The sequence below is a fragment of the Chitinophaga caeni genome (genome assembly GCF_002557795.1).
GTDB lineage: Bacteria > Bacteroidota > Bacteroidia > Chitinophagales > Chitinophagaceae > Chitinophaga > Chitinophaga caeni.
On sequence record NZ_CP023777.1, the window covers coordinates 127,973 to 145,484 of the forward strand.

Sequence of the window (17,512 nt, forward strand, 5' to 3'; positions counted from 1 at the left end):
TTTTCAAATTTTGACTTCCTTAAATTAGATACTGAAAGCGGTTTCAATGATTTCAGCTTGTTCTTGCGCGTGGATCTTCGCGTAGCCGGTCGCGGTGGCCGCGCTCGGGTTCCTACTGATCACACCGTAGTTGAATTGTTTCAAATTCATTTGCAAGAAGCTGGCAGCGCCCATATTCAGCGGTTCTTCTTGAACCCAGAACCAGGTAGCGCCTTTATATTTCTGGTTAATCGCTTCCAGCTGTGTCACCGGTAATGGATATAATTGTTCCATCCTGATGATCGCCACATCTTTACGATCTTCCTTCATTTGCTTTTCACTCAAATCGAAGTACATCTTGCCGGAGCATAACAACACTTTCTTCACGCGCGCCGGATCCTCGATAAACGGATCATCCAGCACTTCTTGGAAGCCGCCATGGGTGAAATCCTTGATCGGGCTTTGGCTTCTCACGTGGCGTAAGTTCGCTTTCGGTGAGAAGTTAATCATCGGCTTGCGGAACGGCAATGCTAATTGACGGCGCAATGCATGGAAGAAGTTTGCGGCAGTAGTACAGTTTGTGACGAAGATGTTGTATTCGGCACACATCTGCAAGAACCGCTCCAAACGGGCGCTGGAGTGCTCCGGACCTTGCCCTTCATAACCATGCGGCAACAACATTACCAGGCCGCTTTGTTTCTGCCATTTCGTTTCCGCGGAAGTCACGAACTGGTCAATAACGGTTTGCGCGCCGTTACTGAAATCACCGAATTGAGCTTCCCATATAGTTAGTGCATTTGGATTCGCGATAGAATAACCGTATTCAAATCCCAATACTGCAAATTCACTCAACAGCGAATTATAGATACGCAATTTACCACCTTTTCCAGGAACATTGCTCAAACGGCTATATTCCTCGTTGGTTTCTTCATTGCGGATGATCGCGTGGCGGTGGGAGAAAGTTCCCCTCTTAACATCTTGACCGCTGATACGCACGTCACTTCCTTCGCTGAGCAAGCTGGCGTAGGCCAACAATTCACCGGATGACCAATCTAACAAACCTTGGCCATCGTACAATTCTTTTTTATCCGTCAACAATTTCTCTACCTTACGAAGCGGTTTAAAACCTCCGGGGATAGTCATGATAGCTTTGAAGATGCTATCCAGTTGTTCCGGGCTGATGGCCGTTTCCGGCGATTTTATAAAATCTTCCGGGGTTGATTTGCGTAAAGACTGCCACCAGATTTCCGGCTTTTGATAAACGTATGGTAATGGATGCTCTTTAACTTCATCCAGGCGATCTTGCAAATCTTTCCAGAAAGATTCCTCCATCTCCTGGGCCAACTTGGCATCCACTTCCCCGTGTGCGACCAATACTTTGGAGTAAATCTCGCGGGGATCTTCATGTTTCTCGATCAAGGAATACAGGTGAGGTTGAGTAAACTTAGGATCATCTCCCTCGTTGTGACCATGACGGCGGTAACATAATAAATCGATATAAATATCTTCATTAAATTCCTGGCGGTAGCGGGTAGCGATATCACATACTTTCACGGCAGCTTCCACATCATCCCCGTTCACATGGAATACAGGGGCTTGGATAATGGCAGCCACGCTGGTAGAATAATCGGAAGAACGGGCATCATCGAAATCGGTTGTAAACCCGATCTGGTTATTAATCACGAAGTGGATAGTACCTCCCGTGTAATATCCTCTCAATTTGCTCATCTGGGCGATTTCGTACACGACGCCTTGCCCTGCAACGGCAGCATCCCCGTGGATCAAGATCGGTAATATCTTATCGTAATCGCTATCGTAAATCACATCCGCCTTGCTACGGGAAAACCCTAAAACGACCGGGTCAACCACTTCCAAGTGGGAAGGGTTCGGCGTTAGTTGAACATTCACATCCTTATCGTTCGCAGTTTTCAGGGTAGAACGAAAACCGAGGTGGTATTTCACATCGCCGCTGCCCATAGTGGTATCCGGCGTGCTGTTTCCTTCAAATTCGGAAAAAATCTGTTCGTAAGTTTTGCCCAGGGTATTGGCCAATACGTTCAAGCGACCGCGGTGCGCCATGCCGATTACGACCTCTTGTACACCGTGATCTACCGCTGTATTGATGATGTTATCCAAGCAAGGGATCGTTGTTTCACCACCTTCGAGCGAGAAGCGTTTTTGACCGATATATTTTTTGTGTAAAAATTTCTCGAACATCACCCCTTGGTTCAGCTTTTGGAGGATGCGTTTTTTCTGATCTAAGCTAAGCGGTTGCTGCATGGTAGTTTCCATCTCATTTTGCAGCCATTCCATTTTCTTGCGATCATTAATATAGGTAAACTCCAGGCCCACCGGACCCGCGTAAATTTTCCTGAGGTATTCAACGATCTTGGCAAGCGTAGTTTTACCAAGGCCGATCACTTCGCCCGCATAAAATTCAGTATTTAAATCGGCATCGGAAAACCCGAAAAAGCTAATATCGAGGTTGGCATGTCGATTTTTACGTTCGCGTATCGGGTTTGTTTTGGCGATCAAGTGAGCCTTCTTACGGTACGCCTGGATCAGGCGGAAGACTCCTAATTCCTTGACTAGCTGTTCATTAGAGACTGGTAATACTTTCGTTCCCCCGGCCTTTACGTCACCCGCAGTAGCTGTAGTACCGTTTGTATTGCTCACTGCATAATCGAATCCTACAAAAAATTTGGCCCAATCTGGGTCAACGGATGTAGGATCTTTGCGATAATCCTGGTATAATGATTCAATATACGCGGGATGGGAGTTGGTGACGAATGAAAAGTCCTTCATTTACAACGTTAATTTTGCTTAGTCTTTGATTCAAATACTGTTGTTGCTGGCGCAGCATATTTTTATATATGATACGGAGTGCAAATATCGCTCGTTTTTTGACAAAACCTTAGTAAAAAATTAGTTCATTACATGTTTTTAACTTTGTATTATATTTGCATTCCATTATTCATTTGAATATCATTTGGGCGGTCGATTTTTACACTTTGATCTAAAATTTTATTTTGTTCATAAAATGTAAAATCATACCTTTGCCCTCCGAAACTTGAAAATTTAACAATGGCAAACCATAAAGCAACGAAAAAAGACGTACGTCAGAGCAGAAAGCGTAATGAGCGTAACCGTTACTACGGTAAAACTACCCGTAATGCCATCAGGGATTTAAAAGCGATCTCTGAAAAAGCAACTGCAGAAAAGGAATTACCGGGTGTATTGTCCTTGATCGACAAATTAGCGAAACGTAATGTGATTCACAAAAATAAAGCTGCCAACTTAAAAAGCAAGTTGACTAAAAAGGTAAATACCTTAGCTTAATTTTTCTGATTTCGAACATATTGGAGCTCTTCCTGCAAGCAGGAAGGGCTTTTTTAGTTTCTTCTTACGGACTCTTAGACCACCATATTTTTTTTGACACTTCTATTACAATTTAAAAAATTAGTGTTCTAAAAACACTTTAAAATCGTCAAAGGTTCACTCAGAAGTACCCCCACCCACTTCAGAAGTACCCATACCCACTTCACAAGTACCCCCTACCACCTCGGAACTCCAATCGATGTCCTTTTTACTCCAATTTTGGATAAAATAAGTGGATATAACCGGTTTCCTTTGCCAGTTTTGCCATAAAAAGCACAAAATATCGCTCTAAATAGCCTGTTTTTAAGTTTACAGAAAACGGCACCCCACTTCCGAAGTACCCCCTACCACTTACCGGGTGGGTCAATACCTTAAAATAATCCCGAAATTGCTGTTTTGAAGTCCATCCCCCCACTTCAGAAGTACCCCTACCCACTTCGCAAGTACCCCATAGGGCTTCAGAAGTGGGTCATCGAAGCTATTTCCAGCAAAATACTATTACGTAAATAACCCGAAAAGGTTAAAAAACGACAAATCTCGATTTCAGTATTCATAAAATATAGCGAAATTTTTATTTTAGCTGTCGTATTTTCCCGGTATGAAATATTTATTACCTGCACTCGTATGCCTGCTTTGTTGTAATACCCTGGCAGCCCAAGATTTTATTACCAAATTTGAACGTACCAAGGGCCAAGAAACCGTTACATATTTCGAGTGTATCAAATATTACCAGCAATTAGCGAAACATTACCCCAAGATCCACATACAAACCCTGGGGGAAACGGATGCCGGTTATCCTTTGCACCTTATCACTTTCTCTAACCAGGGCGGGGCAGATTATGCTAAATTTCATCAACAAAATAAACGTATTATATTGGTTAACAACGGCATACACCCGGGAGAACCGGATGGTATCGATGCCAGTATGATGCTGGTGCGCGACCTGGCCAGCGGTAAAAAACATTTACCGGATAATATAGTACTGGCTATTATACCTTTATATAATATCGGGGGCAGTTTAAACAGGAGTCCTTATTACCGCGTAGATCAAAATGGCCCGGCGGAATTCGGCTCCCGCGGAAATGCGCAGAACCTCGATCTAAACCGTGACTTCATCAAGGCCGATTCGAAAAATGCCCGCGCCTTCCAGCAAATTTATCAAATGACGGATCCGGATGTTTTCGTGGATAACCATGTTAGTAACGGGGCTGATTATCAACATATCATAACATTACTATGTACCCAGCACGATAAATTAGGCGGCGTGATGGGCCGATATATGTATGAGCAGTTTGAACCGGGGCTTTACCAGTTAATGAAAAGCAAGGGTTATGACCTGGTGCCGTACGTAAACCATTTCGGCTCCACACCTGATAGCGGCTGGATTGAATACATGGATGGCCCGAGGTACTCCAGCGGCTACACCACTTTATTCCATACTTTCGGTTTTGTTCCGGAAACACATATGCTCAAACCTTATCCACAACGGGTAGCTGCCACTTATGCGCTGATGGAATGTTTTATAGCGTTTACATCGAAAAATGCTGCCGAGATCAAGCAATTAAGGGATCAGACAAAATTGTCGGTGAAAACACAACAAGAATTCCCCCTTTCCTGGCAAGTGGATTCCAGCAGGTATTCCGAACGTTTGTTTAAAGGTTACCAAGCGGGTTATAAGCCCAGCCGGATTTCAGGTTTACCTAGGTTATATTATGATCGCGAAAAACCTTACGAGAGAAACATCAAGTTCTATAATCACTTTACAGCTGGCAATTTTGTACGCAAGCCTACCGCGTATATCATTCCGCAAGGTTGGTGGAAAGTAATCGACTTGTTGAAAAACAGCCGCGTGCAGGTGCAGCAATTTCAACACGATACCACGATCGAGGTAACAGCTTACAAAATCGAAGATTATAAAACCCCTACGCGACCGTATGAAGGGCATTATATTCACTACAACACCATGGTGAAACCTATCAAAACCAGTATCCGTTTCTTGAAAGGAGATTATTATATCCCGATGAATCAAGTAGCCAATCGATTTATATTAGAAACCCTGGAACCTGCCGCCGGAGACTCCTTTTTTGCATGGAATTTCTTTGATAGTATCCTCGGTCAAAAAGAAGGATATAGCAGTTATGTATTTGAAGATACCGGCTATGAATATTTGTCGCAACACCCGGAATTACAAGATTCCCTGGCGGCTAAAAGACAGGCTGATCCTGAATTTGCTAAAAACGGGAACGCGCAATTGAATTACGTTTTCCGCAATTCTCCTTACTATGAACCCGGCTTCATGAGATACCCTGTTTACATGGTTTATTAAGGATATACAAACATTGTTGTCCGGCTAAAAATGCTTTAAAGGTACTTGAATTCCTTACCTGGTCAAGGATATAAGCGAAGGATGATACATTCACCCCCCGCCAAGAGAACCGTGGAGCTTCGCTCCGTTGATAGCGAAGGGTAGCTTGGCCATACAGTAGTAAAAAGGCCAGATCGAGCGATCAAATTGGTGGCCGTGATGACCAATTTGTACCTTTTTTGGGTAAACAAAAAAGTACAAGAAACGGAGCAGATGAACATTGAATCGCACTATTGAGGGATCAAATTGCTCCCCGGTAAAATTTAGTCGGACAATAATGATATACAAACAACAAAACGGGACCTATAAAACCGAAATCCCGGTTGCTTTCTCCAACCGGGATTTTGGCTTTATGTATATCAAGCATTTTTACGCCTTTTGTATTAAGATAAAGCTATGCTGATCGCCCATATAATTATTGTATATCAATATATTTTGTAATGAAGTATATGGCTTGGTTAATAAGTTGCTGACGGTAAGGGGTGTTTCCCCCGACCCCATTAATTTTGAGGCCATCCAGGTTGCGAACGCCGTGGAAGTATCATATTCACCGCAAAATACTTTGTAAGGCAGCTTGGGAACTTCCCCCAGCGCAGCTTCCACCGCATCATAATATTGTTGGAATCTCGCATCGCCATTTTCACCGGAAAGCAACAAGGAGATATCTTCTACCTTCAATTCATTAGATGATAGAAATTGTTGCAAAGAGGATCGTAACTTTTCCGCTCCCGGTTTGTATAACATTTCAACATCCCGCAAGCGTGCCAAGCTGCTCGAATCTTGTTGATTTGACAAGCAAAAATATGCCGTACCTTCTCCCGCGATACTGCCGGGTGTATTTCCTTGCTGTAGAAAATTCAAATTATTTACACCGGGTTTCCAATAACCTGCACGTTCCTTGATAAAAAAATGCTCCGCGGTCATCTCCTCAAATGCACCGAGGAGTACCGTTTCAGCCGGGTGCTCCCGCAAGTATAGGAGGCTGTCCAACATCGCATTTTCGAATGAAAACCCGCGGTTTACGAAAGTATTATTGTAACGTGTACATTGTTGTTGTAAAGCGATCAACCCGTTGATCGCGTTATAAGTAGACTGAATAAACGGCGTGGGATTTAATGCCCTTTCGGAATACTCTTCAATATTCTTCAAGAAACGCTCCGTATCCTGCAAGCTGCCTTTCCCTGTTCCGGTAATAATAGCGCCGGGCACGGTAATACCGGCTTCTTGCAGACATTTCATAGCTGTTGTTAAACCCATCTTCAACAAGCGGCTCATACGTCGCAAGCTGTTCGGTGCAATGAAAGCAGCATACGCAGGTTCTATACATTCCATCCGGTTGGTATCGCTAGCGATCAATTGCCGCGACCAATCATCCGAGTCGAAAGTAGCCTGGGGAGAGATCGCGCTGCCGGCTTGAATAAAACACTTGTTGTTAAGAGAATCCTTCACGGTTGCTATTCCTGTTTTTTGATACTATTTCCTGGCGAAGATACTTTGATCTATTAAAAATATGGAATGCTTTATTAAGGAGCTTTTGAAATTACCAGGGATGCATTATTTCCACCGAAACCGAATGAATTGGAAATCACGTTATTCACGGGAAAATTATGGAGTAATTCGGTTCCCGGGCTGATGCTTAGTTCTTCCATCCTTTCGGAGAAATTCATATTCGGGAAAAAGACCTGGTGGCGGATCGCTAAAATAGAAAAGATGGCTTCGATAGCCCCGGCAGCAGCCAAAGTGTGCCCGGTGAATGGTTTTGTAGAGCTAAAAGCAGGTACATCCGATCCGAACAAACGTTCCAAGGCGCGACCTTCGGAGATATCATTGTTCAAAGTAGCGGTTCCGTGTACATTGATATAACCAACTTCATCCAACTTCTTACCTGCCATGAGCAAGGCTTCCTGCATGGCCGTAAAAGCGCCATCCCCTTCCGGTGAAGGGGAAGTGGGGTGAAAGGCTTCATTGGTATTGCAATAGCCGCTGAGCACCGCCAATGCTTTCGCACCCCGCTTTTCCATGGATGCGGCGCTTTCCAAGACCAGGTAGGCGGCACCTTCACCAAGGTTCAGTCCGTTCCTTTGCTGATCGAAAGGCTTGCATGGCTGCTTATCAATATTTTTTAACGAATTAAACCCGTTGATCGTAAAACGGGTTAAGGCTTCTGTTCCCCCGCAAATGATTTTATCTACTTGGCCGCTTTTAACCAGGCGGGCTCCGAATATTAAAGCGTTGGCAGAGGAAGAACAAGCGGTACTGATCGTTGCCAATGTACCGTCTAAATGGAAGAAATCTGCTAATTGCTGGGTGCAATCAGCGCAATCCAGGGTATCGATATAATCGAGGAAATCGCCTGTTTTTGCCGGGTTAATGATATCGAAATACACTTTTTCCGTATCGCACATGCCGCCAACGGTGGAGGCATTGATCAAACCGAGCCCAGCCGTATCATCAATACCGGCGCTCGACAGCGCATCCTTCAATGCGATCATCCCTAGTAAGCTGGTGCGTGTCAAACCCGTGTGATGTTCGATTCCCAGCATATTGGCTAAGGCCCCGGTACCATGTTTAACCTCGGCAACGGGCAATACATCCCGGTGAATAGTTTCCACGTAATTCGTAAAACCCAGGCCGGATTTTAATTGGCAAAGGCTATCAAAATTTTCCGCCACTGAATCTCCAATAGCGGTCATCATCCCGATTCCCGTTATATACACACTTTCTTCCATCAATGATCCCTTTATGCAGGTTGCTTTGAAGCGATAAATTCGGCCATGGTTTGCACGCTTTGAAGGATTTTACGGCCTTCACGCGGATCTTCTACCTTGATATGATAATTTCTTTCCAATAATACCATCAATTCCAAGGAATCGATACTATCCAAACCTAATCCTTCACCGAATAAAGGTGCATTATCATCGATATCTTCCGGCTTAGTATCTTGTAGATTCAAAGCCTCAATGATTTGTTCTTTCAGTTTTTGTTTTAATGCTTCCATATGATTGTTGTAGGTTAACCAAGCCCGGTTCCCGGGTATGATTAATATTCAAAGTAACGTTTTTATACTTTCATTTAAAAATCAATTCATCCTTCTTTTTTCAACCCAGGCCGCAATTCCCAGCAATAGCAGGCCGAAACCCAGCAGCAAACCTAATTGCGGTAACACTTCCGTCCAATGCTCATTCCGAAGGTAAATATCATTAATCGCCTGTAAGCCCCAGCTCATCGGGGACAGTCGCCCGAACGCCTGTACATTTTGCGGCATAATTTCCAATGGTATCCATATGCCGCCGATTGCGGATAAGATCACGATAGAGATAGCGCCGAAATTCAAAGCCTGGTTCGGCGTTTTGAAAACGGTTCCAACCAAGATGCCGTAAGCCGTAGCTGCCAAACCGATGCATACAGCCGTTAAAAAAGCGGCCAGGTGATCTTTCCCCATTACTAAACTCGGTAAGCCGAATTCCGGCAACAAGAACTTACCTACCAAGATCATCAGGTAAAATTGTAACACGCAAATCCCGACGAAAAACAACATCTTACCTGCCAATATAGCGAGGTAAGAGCCCGGTATCAATTTCATCCTGAGCAAGCTGCCATCTTCCCTTTCACGGATCATATTTCCCGCGATTGGGATCACGATAAAGAACATCGCGAAAATGCTCCAGGCAGGTACATTATGTTGTACCGAGTTAGAAATCACATCTAATTCCGCGTGTTCACCGAGGCTCTTTTCTTCCAATCCCACCGCTTTCAGGTGAATCTCGGGAAAAGCCTCTTCCACCCCGCCATTCTTGCGCTTCAACTGCAACTGTATCCTTTCTAACAGCATGTTCGTTTCTACCTGGGTTAAGAAATTATCCAAAGATTGATGAATCGCACTTTTGAATGATTTCTTTGCCGCCGGATCGAAATATATTTCCACGTTCAAGGAATCCGGATGCGCTTTCACGGGGAGCGTGGCGCTCATCCCCATCCGGTCCATCAAGTTATTGACAATCGTGTTGGCATTACTGACGATATTTCCCGTGGCGCCCCGGGGAATTATGATCGCGATTGAATATTCCCCTTCCTGTACCAATTGCATGGCCAATTCTTGATCCACGACTTTACCGTCTAATGAATCCACGATATTAAATTGCCCGGTACTTTCCAATCCTTCCTTGATATACCTGGCCAAGCGACCATGATCATTATCCACACTCAATATGTCGAACTTCAGCTCCTGGTAATCTTTGAAAGGGGCATCCTGGATAATTGCCATTACGCAGATGAGCACAACGGGCATGATAAAGAGCAATGCCAGTCCTGCTTTATCCCTGAGCAAAAGAAACCATTCTTTCCTGAGTGTTGATATTAATCTTAGCATGTATAAAAAAAGCGCACCGGTTTACCTGGTGAACTTGCTATAATTTAATTTTTGTAGGTTTATTAATCCCGCACTGCATGCCCGGTATAATGCAAAAACACATCTTCCAGGTTCCTGCATTCTCCATGGATCTCCACCAATTCATGGGGATCGCCTTGGGCGATCAATTTACCTTGATCCATGATTACTACTTCATCACATAAAGCCTGCGCTTCTTCCAGCAGATGCGAAGTATACAGGATACTGTTTCCCGATGCATTATATTCCTTCAAAAACTGTAGGATCATGTTCCGGGATTGCACGTCCACCCCGGCGGTAGGTTCATCGAGGATCAGCAATTTGGGATCATGCAAGATAGCGGCGATAATATTCGTACGCCTTTTCATGCCACCGGAAAACTTCGAAACTTCCTTATTGGCGGCATGTTCCAGTCCGAATATTTCTAAATAATGATTTACTTTTCTTCTTAGCGATGCCCCTTTTAAGCCGTAGAGATTACCGAAATAAATCAAGTTCTCAAAGGCCGTCAACCCGGGGAATAAAGCAATTTGCTGCGGCACAATACCGATCATTTGCTTGATTTTTTCCCGGTGCATAGCATCTTGGGGGAGCTGGCAAACCGTCACTGTTCCCGCGCTAGCTTTCACGATACCGCAGATGATAGAAATCGTGGTAGTTTTTCCTGCGCCGTTGGGGCCGAGTAAGCCAGCGATCCGTCCTTCCGGGAAGCTGAAATCCAGTCCCGCCACGGATGGTTCTACCGCGCCATTGTAAGTTTTATGCAAGTCTTTAACCACGATACTTTCCACGGCTTACAATTTTACTTTCCACAATTTTTTATAAAAATCGGTCTCCTGTGAAGCGATCGCCATCAACCGGTCCGATAATAAGTCATAACCATTTGCATGGGATTCCCTGCTCTTGCAGATTCTCCCGGCATCGAAAGCGAATTGCCGCCATTGATCACCGATAGCCGTTAGCTCTTGCGCCATCGGTTTCAGTTCATCCCGTTCCAGGTAATTAGCGGCTTCCTGTAAGAACGCGGCATACATAAAACGGAAACCGGCGCCGCCAGTACCGATTTCTTCCTGCATACGGATGATATTGCCGAGGAATAAAGTGGCCCTACGATCACCGAGTTGCGGGTATTTCTTGACTCTTTTACCCAGGAATTTAATTCCTTTTACACCCAGCATCGGCACCGGAACACGCAACATGAAGTTGCAAGTTTGATCGATCCCCTGCTTGATCGCTTTCGAAAGATCCACCTGTTTAGGCACTTCTACGGGGTAATACAATTTACCGCTCGGTTCCGGGTAGCCTTTTGCAAACCTGGCTTTCGCCAAACTGTCGTAATCTATCTTGGCAACTTCTTCCATCACCGGGTCGCTCACCAGGTAATCTTCACCATCCTTTCCGAACACGACGAGGTTATGGGCATTGAAGTGAAACCTGTAAGCCGGTGGCAAATAAGGTAGGTAATAAACGCTGGTTTGCATACCTACGGGGATACCTTCCTTCAATAGTTCATCGAGCGCCGCCATCGCTTTGGCCGGCTGCTTGAACTTTTGGGAAACCATCTTCACGCCGAGGCGTTTGCATAATTTATTGAAGATTCCACCCGGCCAAATACGGTATGTAGTACCGGGGATGCCGTTCACTTTTACAAATGGCAGATGACCGAAAAACAGTCCTGAGCCGATACCGAAAGCCATGGGTTCGCTGATTTGCAAGCCGTAATGGCGCAACAGGTTGGATGCCACACCACTTTCGCAATGGGCAAACTGTGTATGGGTAAATGCTCCAGGATCAATTTCTCCCTTGAGGGGGGCGGTCATCGGTTCAATCATTTTATTTCGTTTACATGAAGCAACTGTTCCCTGGATATTTGGAAAACATCCGCGTAACGTTGCAATAGCTTCTCATTTAATTTCTGGAAAACAGCCGGTTTGAAATGTCGTTTTACCTGCCATTGAAATTTGCCGATATGCGCAGCCAAAGTGGGCAGATCCATCAGGCATTTTTCCATGTAATATGCAACGGGACTTAATTCTCCGGAAATAACGCGGGCCTTTGTCAACGCGATTTTCTCATTCACATGTTCCCAAGCTTGCGCCATTGCGACATTTTCCGGTTCCCAACCTACGCTTGGTACTTTCACGTAATCCCCCGAATTATCGACCGCGTACATCAACTGTTTAAACGACTGTTGATGTAACTGGTTATTATCTTGGGGTACCTCGTCTTTTTTCATACCAAATGGTTTTGTTATTCAAAATTAAGTTATACCGAACGATAATGTTGATTTTCATCATTTTACCAACAAAATGCAACCTTAGCCTGGTATCCGTAGCCTCAGACTACCGTAATTTGGGCAAAGGAATAAGAAAAACGGGCGCTTTCCGGGATCATCATCACGATCTTTTGCCCTTTCTTCAATTTACCAGTATTTAATAACTCTTCCAACATTAAATACGGGGAAGCGGTTCCCACGTTTCCGACCTTGGTAAGGTTGGTAAACCATTTTTCCTGCGGAACATGCACGCCGAGGCGTAACATTTCTTCATCGATCTTCATGCGGAAAAACTCAGACGATAAATGGGGTAAGAAATAATCGATCTCATCGAGCTTAACCTGATGTTTATCAATGAGTTCCTTCCACCACTTGGTACCGATCGGCACGATATTTTTTCCTAGTATCTTGGTATCTTGTTTCAGGGAGAAAACGCTGTCTTGGGCCCATTCGGTAGGCTTCATATCCACCCAACCTTTCACGCCGCCATCCGGGGTTTTCACGCCGCCGGCATACATGCAGGTTTCATATTCGTTGGCGAAAGAAGCAATTTCAACCCAATCGATGCGCAGGCTCAAGCCCTCTTCATTAGGTTTATCTTGGAAAAGCGCTGCACAAGCGCCATCGGAGAGCATCCAGCGTAAGAAATCTTTTTCGAAGGCGATGATCGGGTTGCCCTGTATCTCGCTCACGATAGCAGTTTCAGGTTCGAATTTTTCGGCCATCATCCAGGGCGATAACCTTTCTGAGCCGGTGCTTACGGCATTACTGGTATTGCCGGATTTCACGCTCATATATGCGTATTTGAAAGCTTGCATCCCGGCGGCACAAGCCCCGGTAGCAGCAATTACTTCCACGGGTTGACATTTCAACAAACCGTGTACCATTACAGCATGGTTAGGCAACATTTGATCCGGGGAAGTGGTGCCGCAAGCGAGCAGTTCCATTTTCCCGATGGGAAATTTATCATCAAATAAATTCTGAACGGCTTCAGCAGTCATGGATGCATTGGTATGCGTAGCATTTCCATCTTTATCCATGGCATAATAACGGGTTTGTATCTTGTTGCTATTCAATACAATGGCACGGGCACGGGATGGCCTACCATCGATCTTGCCTAAAATAAGCTCCATTTCATCATTCCCAACAGGCTCATTCGGTAAACATTTGGCGAGCCTCGTGATATAAACTTCTTTCATGACAGGTTTTAAGAGTTAAAGCGGCTGTAAATATAGACTACTCAACTGAATCTTGGCAATTCTAAGTTAAATGTTGCCCATTTTTTGGGGTAGCCATTACTGTTGTTTCAGTTTTACGCCTTTATAATAAGCAACGTCTTCGTTTAATTGTTTTCTTTTCGTAACCAGGGTAATATATGCAGAAACGGCAGAAATGGGTGATAAGATAATTACAGCAATAGGTAAAAGGTTCCTGTAGATCCAAACGCGCCCTTGGCGACTTTCCTCGCCCGGGCCGCCTTTTTTACTGATAAAGTTGGCAAAAAACCGGAAGGGTTTCGTTCCCCTATTTTCTAAAACGACCAAGCTCGGTAGTACGTTCACGGAACCGAGGGCTACCAGTTGATCCTGTAAATCATCCCATTTCCCCTCATGTAACGCCTGGGCTACCGGTGCAGCGAAGCGGTGGCTGGCTTCGATGTCTTGTTGTTGAACTCCCGCCGGTGGTAAAATCGGGTGCCCGTCTTTCTTACCTTTGAACGCCCAACGTTGTATAGTGAACAGCGATATCAAATTATGATGGGTATCCACCAATGCAATATTTCCCACTAACCGGGCTCCTATGCCTGATAAATACCCCTTTATACGTTCTTGCGCATTTAGCCACATATTGCGGCAACCCGAAACCGTGATAACGGGTTTCCCGGCCAATATTTTTTTTGCATCAGCGGATTGTAAAAAGGCTTCTACCGGTTGTGAAGGTGATAAAAACCATGGCTGGTAACCTAAAATTACCAGGTCGTATGCTTCATCAACCGTATCCAACGGTTTATTTGCCCGCGGACGCCCCAAAACACATTCCGGCATCGCATCAAAAAACTGCTGTTTCCGCCAAGGAAATGGGAAGGGTTCCACCGGCTCCAATTGCTTAAATACTACTTGCGCGTCCTTGATCGGAGCAACGATAGTATCAATGATTTCTCTCAGTTGGCCACTTTGAGAATAATAGACAACCAGTATCTTCAGTTGGTGGTTCATATAGGAATCTCCTGTTCACGATTGAAGCCGTAAACTTACAAAATCTCCCCGAGTGTTAGTGAAATTTTTAATAGATGATACGGCCTACATGATAAAATGATGAAGGATAGCCCAAATGACTATCCTCCTATTATTCATTTAATTAAATACAATTAATTAATATCATTATTGTCCGACTAAATTTTAACCGGGGAGCAATTTGATCCTTCAATGGTTCGAATCAATGTTCATCTACTCGTTTCTTGTACTTTTTTGCTTGCCCCAAAAAGCACCAAAAAAGGGCACCAATTGGCCATCACGGCCACCAATTTGATTGCTCGATCCAGCTTTTGTACTACTGTATCGCCCAGCTACAGTTCGCTACAATGAATTAATATATTAATTTTTACGTACGCTCCCCGAGCCGCTGATCTTGGAGTTAACATTCGGGCTGCCTTTGTACGTAACATCGCCGCTGCCCGAAATTTTTACATCCAGGTCCACGCTGGCATGTACGCTGGCATCACCGCTGCCCGAAATTGATACTTTCGTTGCTTCAGACATCAAATTATCACCATCTACATCACCGCTACCCGTGATGACAATGTTAAAATCCCTGGTTTCGCCGGCGATGTACAAGTCACCGGAACCCGTTAAGCGGGCGCCAACGTTAGGCGCTTTAAACCTGGCATATAAGTTACCCGATCCGGTTAAGGAAACCTTCACATCCCTGGTAACGGAAAATTCATCTTCCATCTTCAAATCGCCGCTACCTGTCAGGGAAACGCCCACCACTTCGGGTACCGTGATATAAATTTTCAGGCTTTTACGGAAATTATAGTTGTAATTCCTGCGCATACCGATATTGAGGTCGCTACCCTTTACTTCGAGTTCTACATAGGGTATAATATTATCATCGCCCTCGATCGTGATGGATTGCGTCGCCCCTTTGGACACATAAACGTCCATGGAACCGGAAACGCTGATTTCATTGAAAGAAGGAACATTATCCCTATTTTCCTTGACAACATTCCCGCTGCCGGTAATTCTTTGCCCGGTAACATCGCAGCTAGCCACGAAGCAAATTAACATTATAAATATGGGGAGTCTTAAAAACTGTTTCATAACCAGGGTTTTATTTTTTTTATTTTAGTTGAATATAATCATTTCTTCCGCTAATTGGAAGGTGTTAACAAATTAAAGAAGCGCGGTAACAACAAAAGTTGCAAGCACGGTAAGATTTTTTTTAATGCCCCGCCAAAAGAAGTTTTCAAGCTATAAGCAAAAATAAGCTAATTACCATTATTGAAATTATTGACAAGTAGATGGGGAATGCACAAACTCTATTATCTTTGCACCACCATGACAGAAAAGATTTTGATCCTAGATTTCGGTTCCCAATACACGCAACTGATCGCCAGGTGCATCCGGGAACTTAATGTATATTGTGAGATTCAGCCTTGTCTTAGTCCAGTAGTATTGGATAGTAGCATCAAGGGAATAATTTTATCGGGCAGCCCTTTCTCCGTAAATGATCCGCAGGCGCCCAAAGTAGATATCAAGGAATTGGCTTCCCAGGTACCGGTACTCGGCATTTGTTACGGCGCGCAACATATGGCGCAATACTTTGGTGGGGAAGTTGCCAAAAGTAACCACCGCGAATATGGCCGTGCTATCATGGAGCACCAAGATAAAGAAGAGGCTTTATTTTACGACATCTCGGAAAAAAGCCAGGTTTGGATGAGCCATGCAGACACCATCACCCGCCTGCCCGAAGCCTTCGAAATCATCGCGCATACAGGGAGCATCCCCGTGGCCGCATTCAAATGCAAAACCTTAACCCAATATCCCATCTTCGGATTGCAATTCCACCCGGAAGTAACACATTCATTAGAAGGGAAACAAATTCTTAGAAATTTCTTAGTACATATATGTAAAATGTCCCAAGATTGGACCCCGGCAGCTTTCGTGCAAGAAACCATTGCCAGGATCCAACAGGAAGTTGGCGACAAGAAAGTGGTGATGGCGCTCAGCGGTGGTGTTGACTCAACCGTTGCAGCAGAGTTGATCCATAAAGCGATCGGCAGCAATTTGTACTGCATTTTCGTAGATAACGGCTTATTGAGGAAAGACGAGTTTGAAAGCGTGTTGGATTCCTATAAACATATGGGACTGAACGTGAAAGGCATTAACGCCAAGGATATGTTCTACGGCGAATTAAATGGCGTCACCGATCCGGAAACCAAGCGGAAAATCATCGGCCGATTATTTATCGAGGTTTTCCAGCAGGAAGCGAACGAATTGAAGGACATCTCCTTCTTAGGACAGGGAACGATTTACCCGGATGTCATTGAATCCGTTTCCGTAAACGGTCCTTCCGCTACGATCAAATCGCACCATAACGTGGGCGGCTTACCTGAAAAGATGAATATGAAGCTGGTTGAGCCTTTGCGTTTCCTGTTTAAAGACGAGGTTCGCCGCGTAGGTAAAGAAATCGGCATCAGCGATATCTTCTTAGCACGCCACCCCTTCCCGGGCCCTGGCTTAGCGATCCGTATCCTCGGGGAAATTACTCCTGAAAAAGTAGCCTTGCTGCAAGAAGCAGATGCTATTTATATCGACGGCTTGAAAGAAAGCGGTTTATATAACCAAGTATGGCAAGCAGGGACGATCCTGTTGCCCGTGCAAAGTGTTGGTGTAATGGGCGATGAAAGAACCTACGAATTTACCGTAGCCTTACGTGCCGTAACTTCAACAGATGGTATGACAGCCGATTGGGCGCATTTGCCATATGAATTTTTAGCAAAGGTTTCCAACGATATCATCAACAAGGTGAAAGGTATTAACCGCGTGGTATACGATATTAGCTCGAAGCCACCGGCTACGATCGAATGGGAATAATTTTATATCAAAGCATTTACATAAAGGGGCCG

At 44.6% G+C, this 17,512-nt stretch carries 14 protein-coding genes; 3 read left to right on the forward strand and 11 right to left on the reverse strand.

Annotated features, from left to right (window positions below; genetic code table 11):
• Positions 1-24: 24 nt before the first annotated feature.
• Positions 25-2,784 carry a 2-oxoglutarate dehydrogenase E1 component gene (locus tag COR50_RS00570; RefSeq protein WP_098192161.1) on the reverse strand — a complete coding sequence of 920 codons (2,760 nt, stop codon included), beginning with the start codon at positions 2,782-2,784 and terminating at the stop codon, positions 25-27.
• A gap of 279 nt (positions 2,785-3,063) precedes the next feature.
• Between COR50_RS00570 and rpsT the strand changes: the two genes are divergently transcribed.
• Both rpsT and COR50_RS00580 read left to right on the forward strand, forming a co-directional pair.
• Complete coding sequence (gene rpsT, locus COR50_RS00575) at positions 3,064-3,318, forward strand: 30S ribosomal protein S20 (protein WP_098192162.1); 255 nt, start codon at positions 3,064-3,066, stop codon at positions 3,316-3,318.
• Positions 3,319-3,955: 637 nt separating this feature from the next.
• A complete protein-coding gene (locus COR50_RS00580; protein WP_098192163.1) occupies positions 3,956-5,683 on the forward strand; it encodes a M14 family metallopeptidase in 1,728 nt (575 codons plus the stop codon).
• Positions 5,684-6,091: 408 nt separating this feature from the next.
• Here COR50_RS00580 and COR50_RS00585 read toward each other — a convergent pair whose 3' ends face one another.
• From COR50_RS00585 to COR50_RS00630, 10 genes are all read right to left on the reverse strand, one after another.
• Positions 6,092-7,171, reverse strand: a complete 1,080-nt coding sequence (locus COR50_RS00585; RefSeq protein ID WP_098192164.1) for a beta-ketoacyl synthase chain length factor — start codon at positions 7,169-7,171, stop codon at positions 6,092-6,094.
• Between the two features lie 74 nt (positions 7,172-7,245).
• Entirely contained in the window at positions 7,246-8,451 is a 1,206-nt protein-coding gene (locus COR50_RS00590) for a beta-ketoacyl-[acyl-carrier-protein] synthase family protein (protein WP_098192165.1), read from the reverse strand.
• 11 nt (positions 8,452-8,462) lie between these two features.
• Positions 8,463-8,768 carry a phosphopantetheine-binding protein gene (locus COR50_RS00595; RefSeq protein WP_317044442.1) on the reverse strand — a complete coding sequence of 102 codons (306 nt, stop codon included), beginning with the start codon at positions 8,766-8,768 and terminating at the stop codon, positions 8,463-8,465.
• Between the two features lie 33 nt (positions 8,769-8,801).
• Positions 8,802-10,091: an ABC transporter permease gene (locus COR50_RS00600; protein ID WP_098192167.1), complete on the reverse strand. Its 1,290-nt coding sequence runs from the start codon at positions 10,089-10,091 to the stop codon at positions 8,802-8,804.
• Between the two features lie 62 nt (positions 10,092-10,153).
• On the reverse strand, positions 10,154-10,900 hold the full coding sequence (locus tag COR50_RS00605; RefSeq protein ID WP_232516238.1) for an ABC transporter ATP-binding protein: 747 nt from the start codon (positions 10,898-10,900) through the stop codon (positions 10,154-10,156).
• Positions 10,901-10,903: 3 nt separating this feature from the next.
• Positions 10,904-11,929 carry a BtrH N-terminal domain-containing protein gene (locus COR50_RS00610; RefSeq protein ID WP_098196044.1) on the reverse strand — a complete coding sequence of 342 codons (1,026 nt, stop codon included), beginning with the start codon at positions 11,927-11,929 and terminating at the stop codon, positions 10,904-10,906.
• Between the two features lie 8 nt (positions 11,930-11,937).
• Entirely contained in the window at positions 11,938-12,345 is a 408-nt protein-coding gene (locus COR50_RS00615) for a hypothetical protein (RefSeq protein WP_098192168.1), read from the reverse strand.
• Positions 12,346-12,446: 101 nt separating this feature from the next.
• Entirely contained in the window at positions 12,447-13,583 is a 1,137-nt protein-coding gene (locus tag COR50_RS00620) for a beta-ketoacyl-ACP synthase III (protein WP_098192169.1), read from the reverse strand.
• Between the two features lie 96 nt (positions 13,584-13,679).
• A complete protein-coding gene (locus COR50_RS00625; protein WP_098192170.1) occupies positions 13,680-14,600 on the reverse strand; it encodes an NADPH-dependent FMN reductase family protein in 921 nt (306 codons plus the stop codon).
• 378 nt (positions 14,601-14,978) lie between these two features.
• Positions 14,979-15,704, reverse strand: a complete 726-nt coding sequence (locus COR50_RS00630; RefSeq protein ID WP_098192171.1) for a head GIN domain-containing protein — start codon at positions 15,702-15,704, stop codon at positions 14,979-14,981.
• Positions 15,705-15,941: 237 nt separating this feature from the next.
• On the opposite strand from COR50_RS00630, the gene guaA reads away from it, so the two are divergent.
• Positions 15,942-17,480 carry a glutamine-hydrolyzing GMP synthase gene (gene guaA / locus COR50_RS00635; RefSeq protein ID WP_098192172.1) on the forward strand — a complete coding sequence of 513 codons (1,539 nt, stop codon included), beginning with the start codon at positions 15,942-15,944 and terminating at the stop codon, positions 17,478-17,480.
• Positions 17,481-17,512 lie beyond the last annotated feature (32 nt).

Excerpts from the sequence above, each read along its gene's own strand:
- COR50_RS00570 (WP_098192161.1), bottom strand. The coding sequence starts at position 2,784 with ATGAAGGACTTTTCATTCGTCACCAACTCCCATCCCGCGTATATTGAA.
- rpsT (WP_098192162.1), top strand. The coding sequence starts at position 3,064 with ATGGCAAACCATAAAGCAACGAAAAAAGACGTACGTCAGAGCAGAAAG.
- COR50_RS00580 (WP_098192163.1), top strand. The coding sequence starts at position 3,956 with ATGAAATATTTATTACCTGCACTCGTATGCCTGCTTTGTTGTAATACC.
- COR50_RS00590 (WP_098192165.1), bottom strand. The coding sequence starts at position 8,451 with ATGGAAGAAAGTGTGTATATAACGGGAATCGGGATGATGACCGCTATT.
- COR50_RS00600 (WP_098192167.1), bottom strand. The coding sequence starts at position 10,091 with ATGCTAAGATTAATATCAACACTCAGGAAAGAATGGTTTCTTTTGCTC.
- COR50_RS00610 (WP_098196044.1), bottom strand. The coding sequence starts at position 11,929 with ATGACCGCCCCCCTCAAGGGAGAAATTGATCCTGGAGCATTTACCCAT.
- COR50_RS00615 (WP_098192168.1), bottom strand. The coding sequence starts at position 12,345 with ATGAAAAAAGACGAGGTACCCCAAGATAATAACCAGTTACATCAACAG.
- COR50_RS00620 (WP_098192169.1), bottom strand. The coding sequence starts at position 13,583 with ATGAAAGAAGTTTATATCACGAGGCTCGCCAAATGTTTACCGAATGAG.
- COR50_RS00625 (WP_098192170.1), bottom strand. The coding sequence starts at position 14,600 with ATGAACCACCAACTGAAGATACTGGTTGTCTATTATTCTCAAAGTGGC.
- COR50_RS00630 (WP_098192171.1), bottom strand. The coding sequence starts at position 15,704 with ATGAAACAGTTTTTAAGACTCCCCATATTTATAATGTTAATTTGCTTC.
- guaA (WP_098192172.1), top strand. The coding sequence starts at position 15,942 with ATGACAGAAAAGATTTTGATCCTAGATTTCGGTTCCCAATACACGCAA.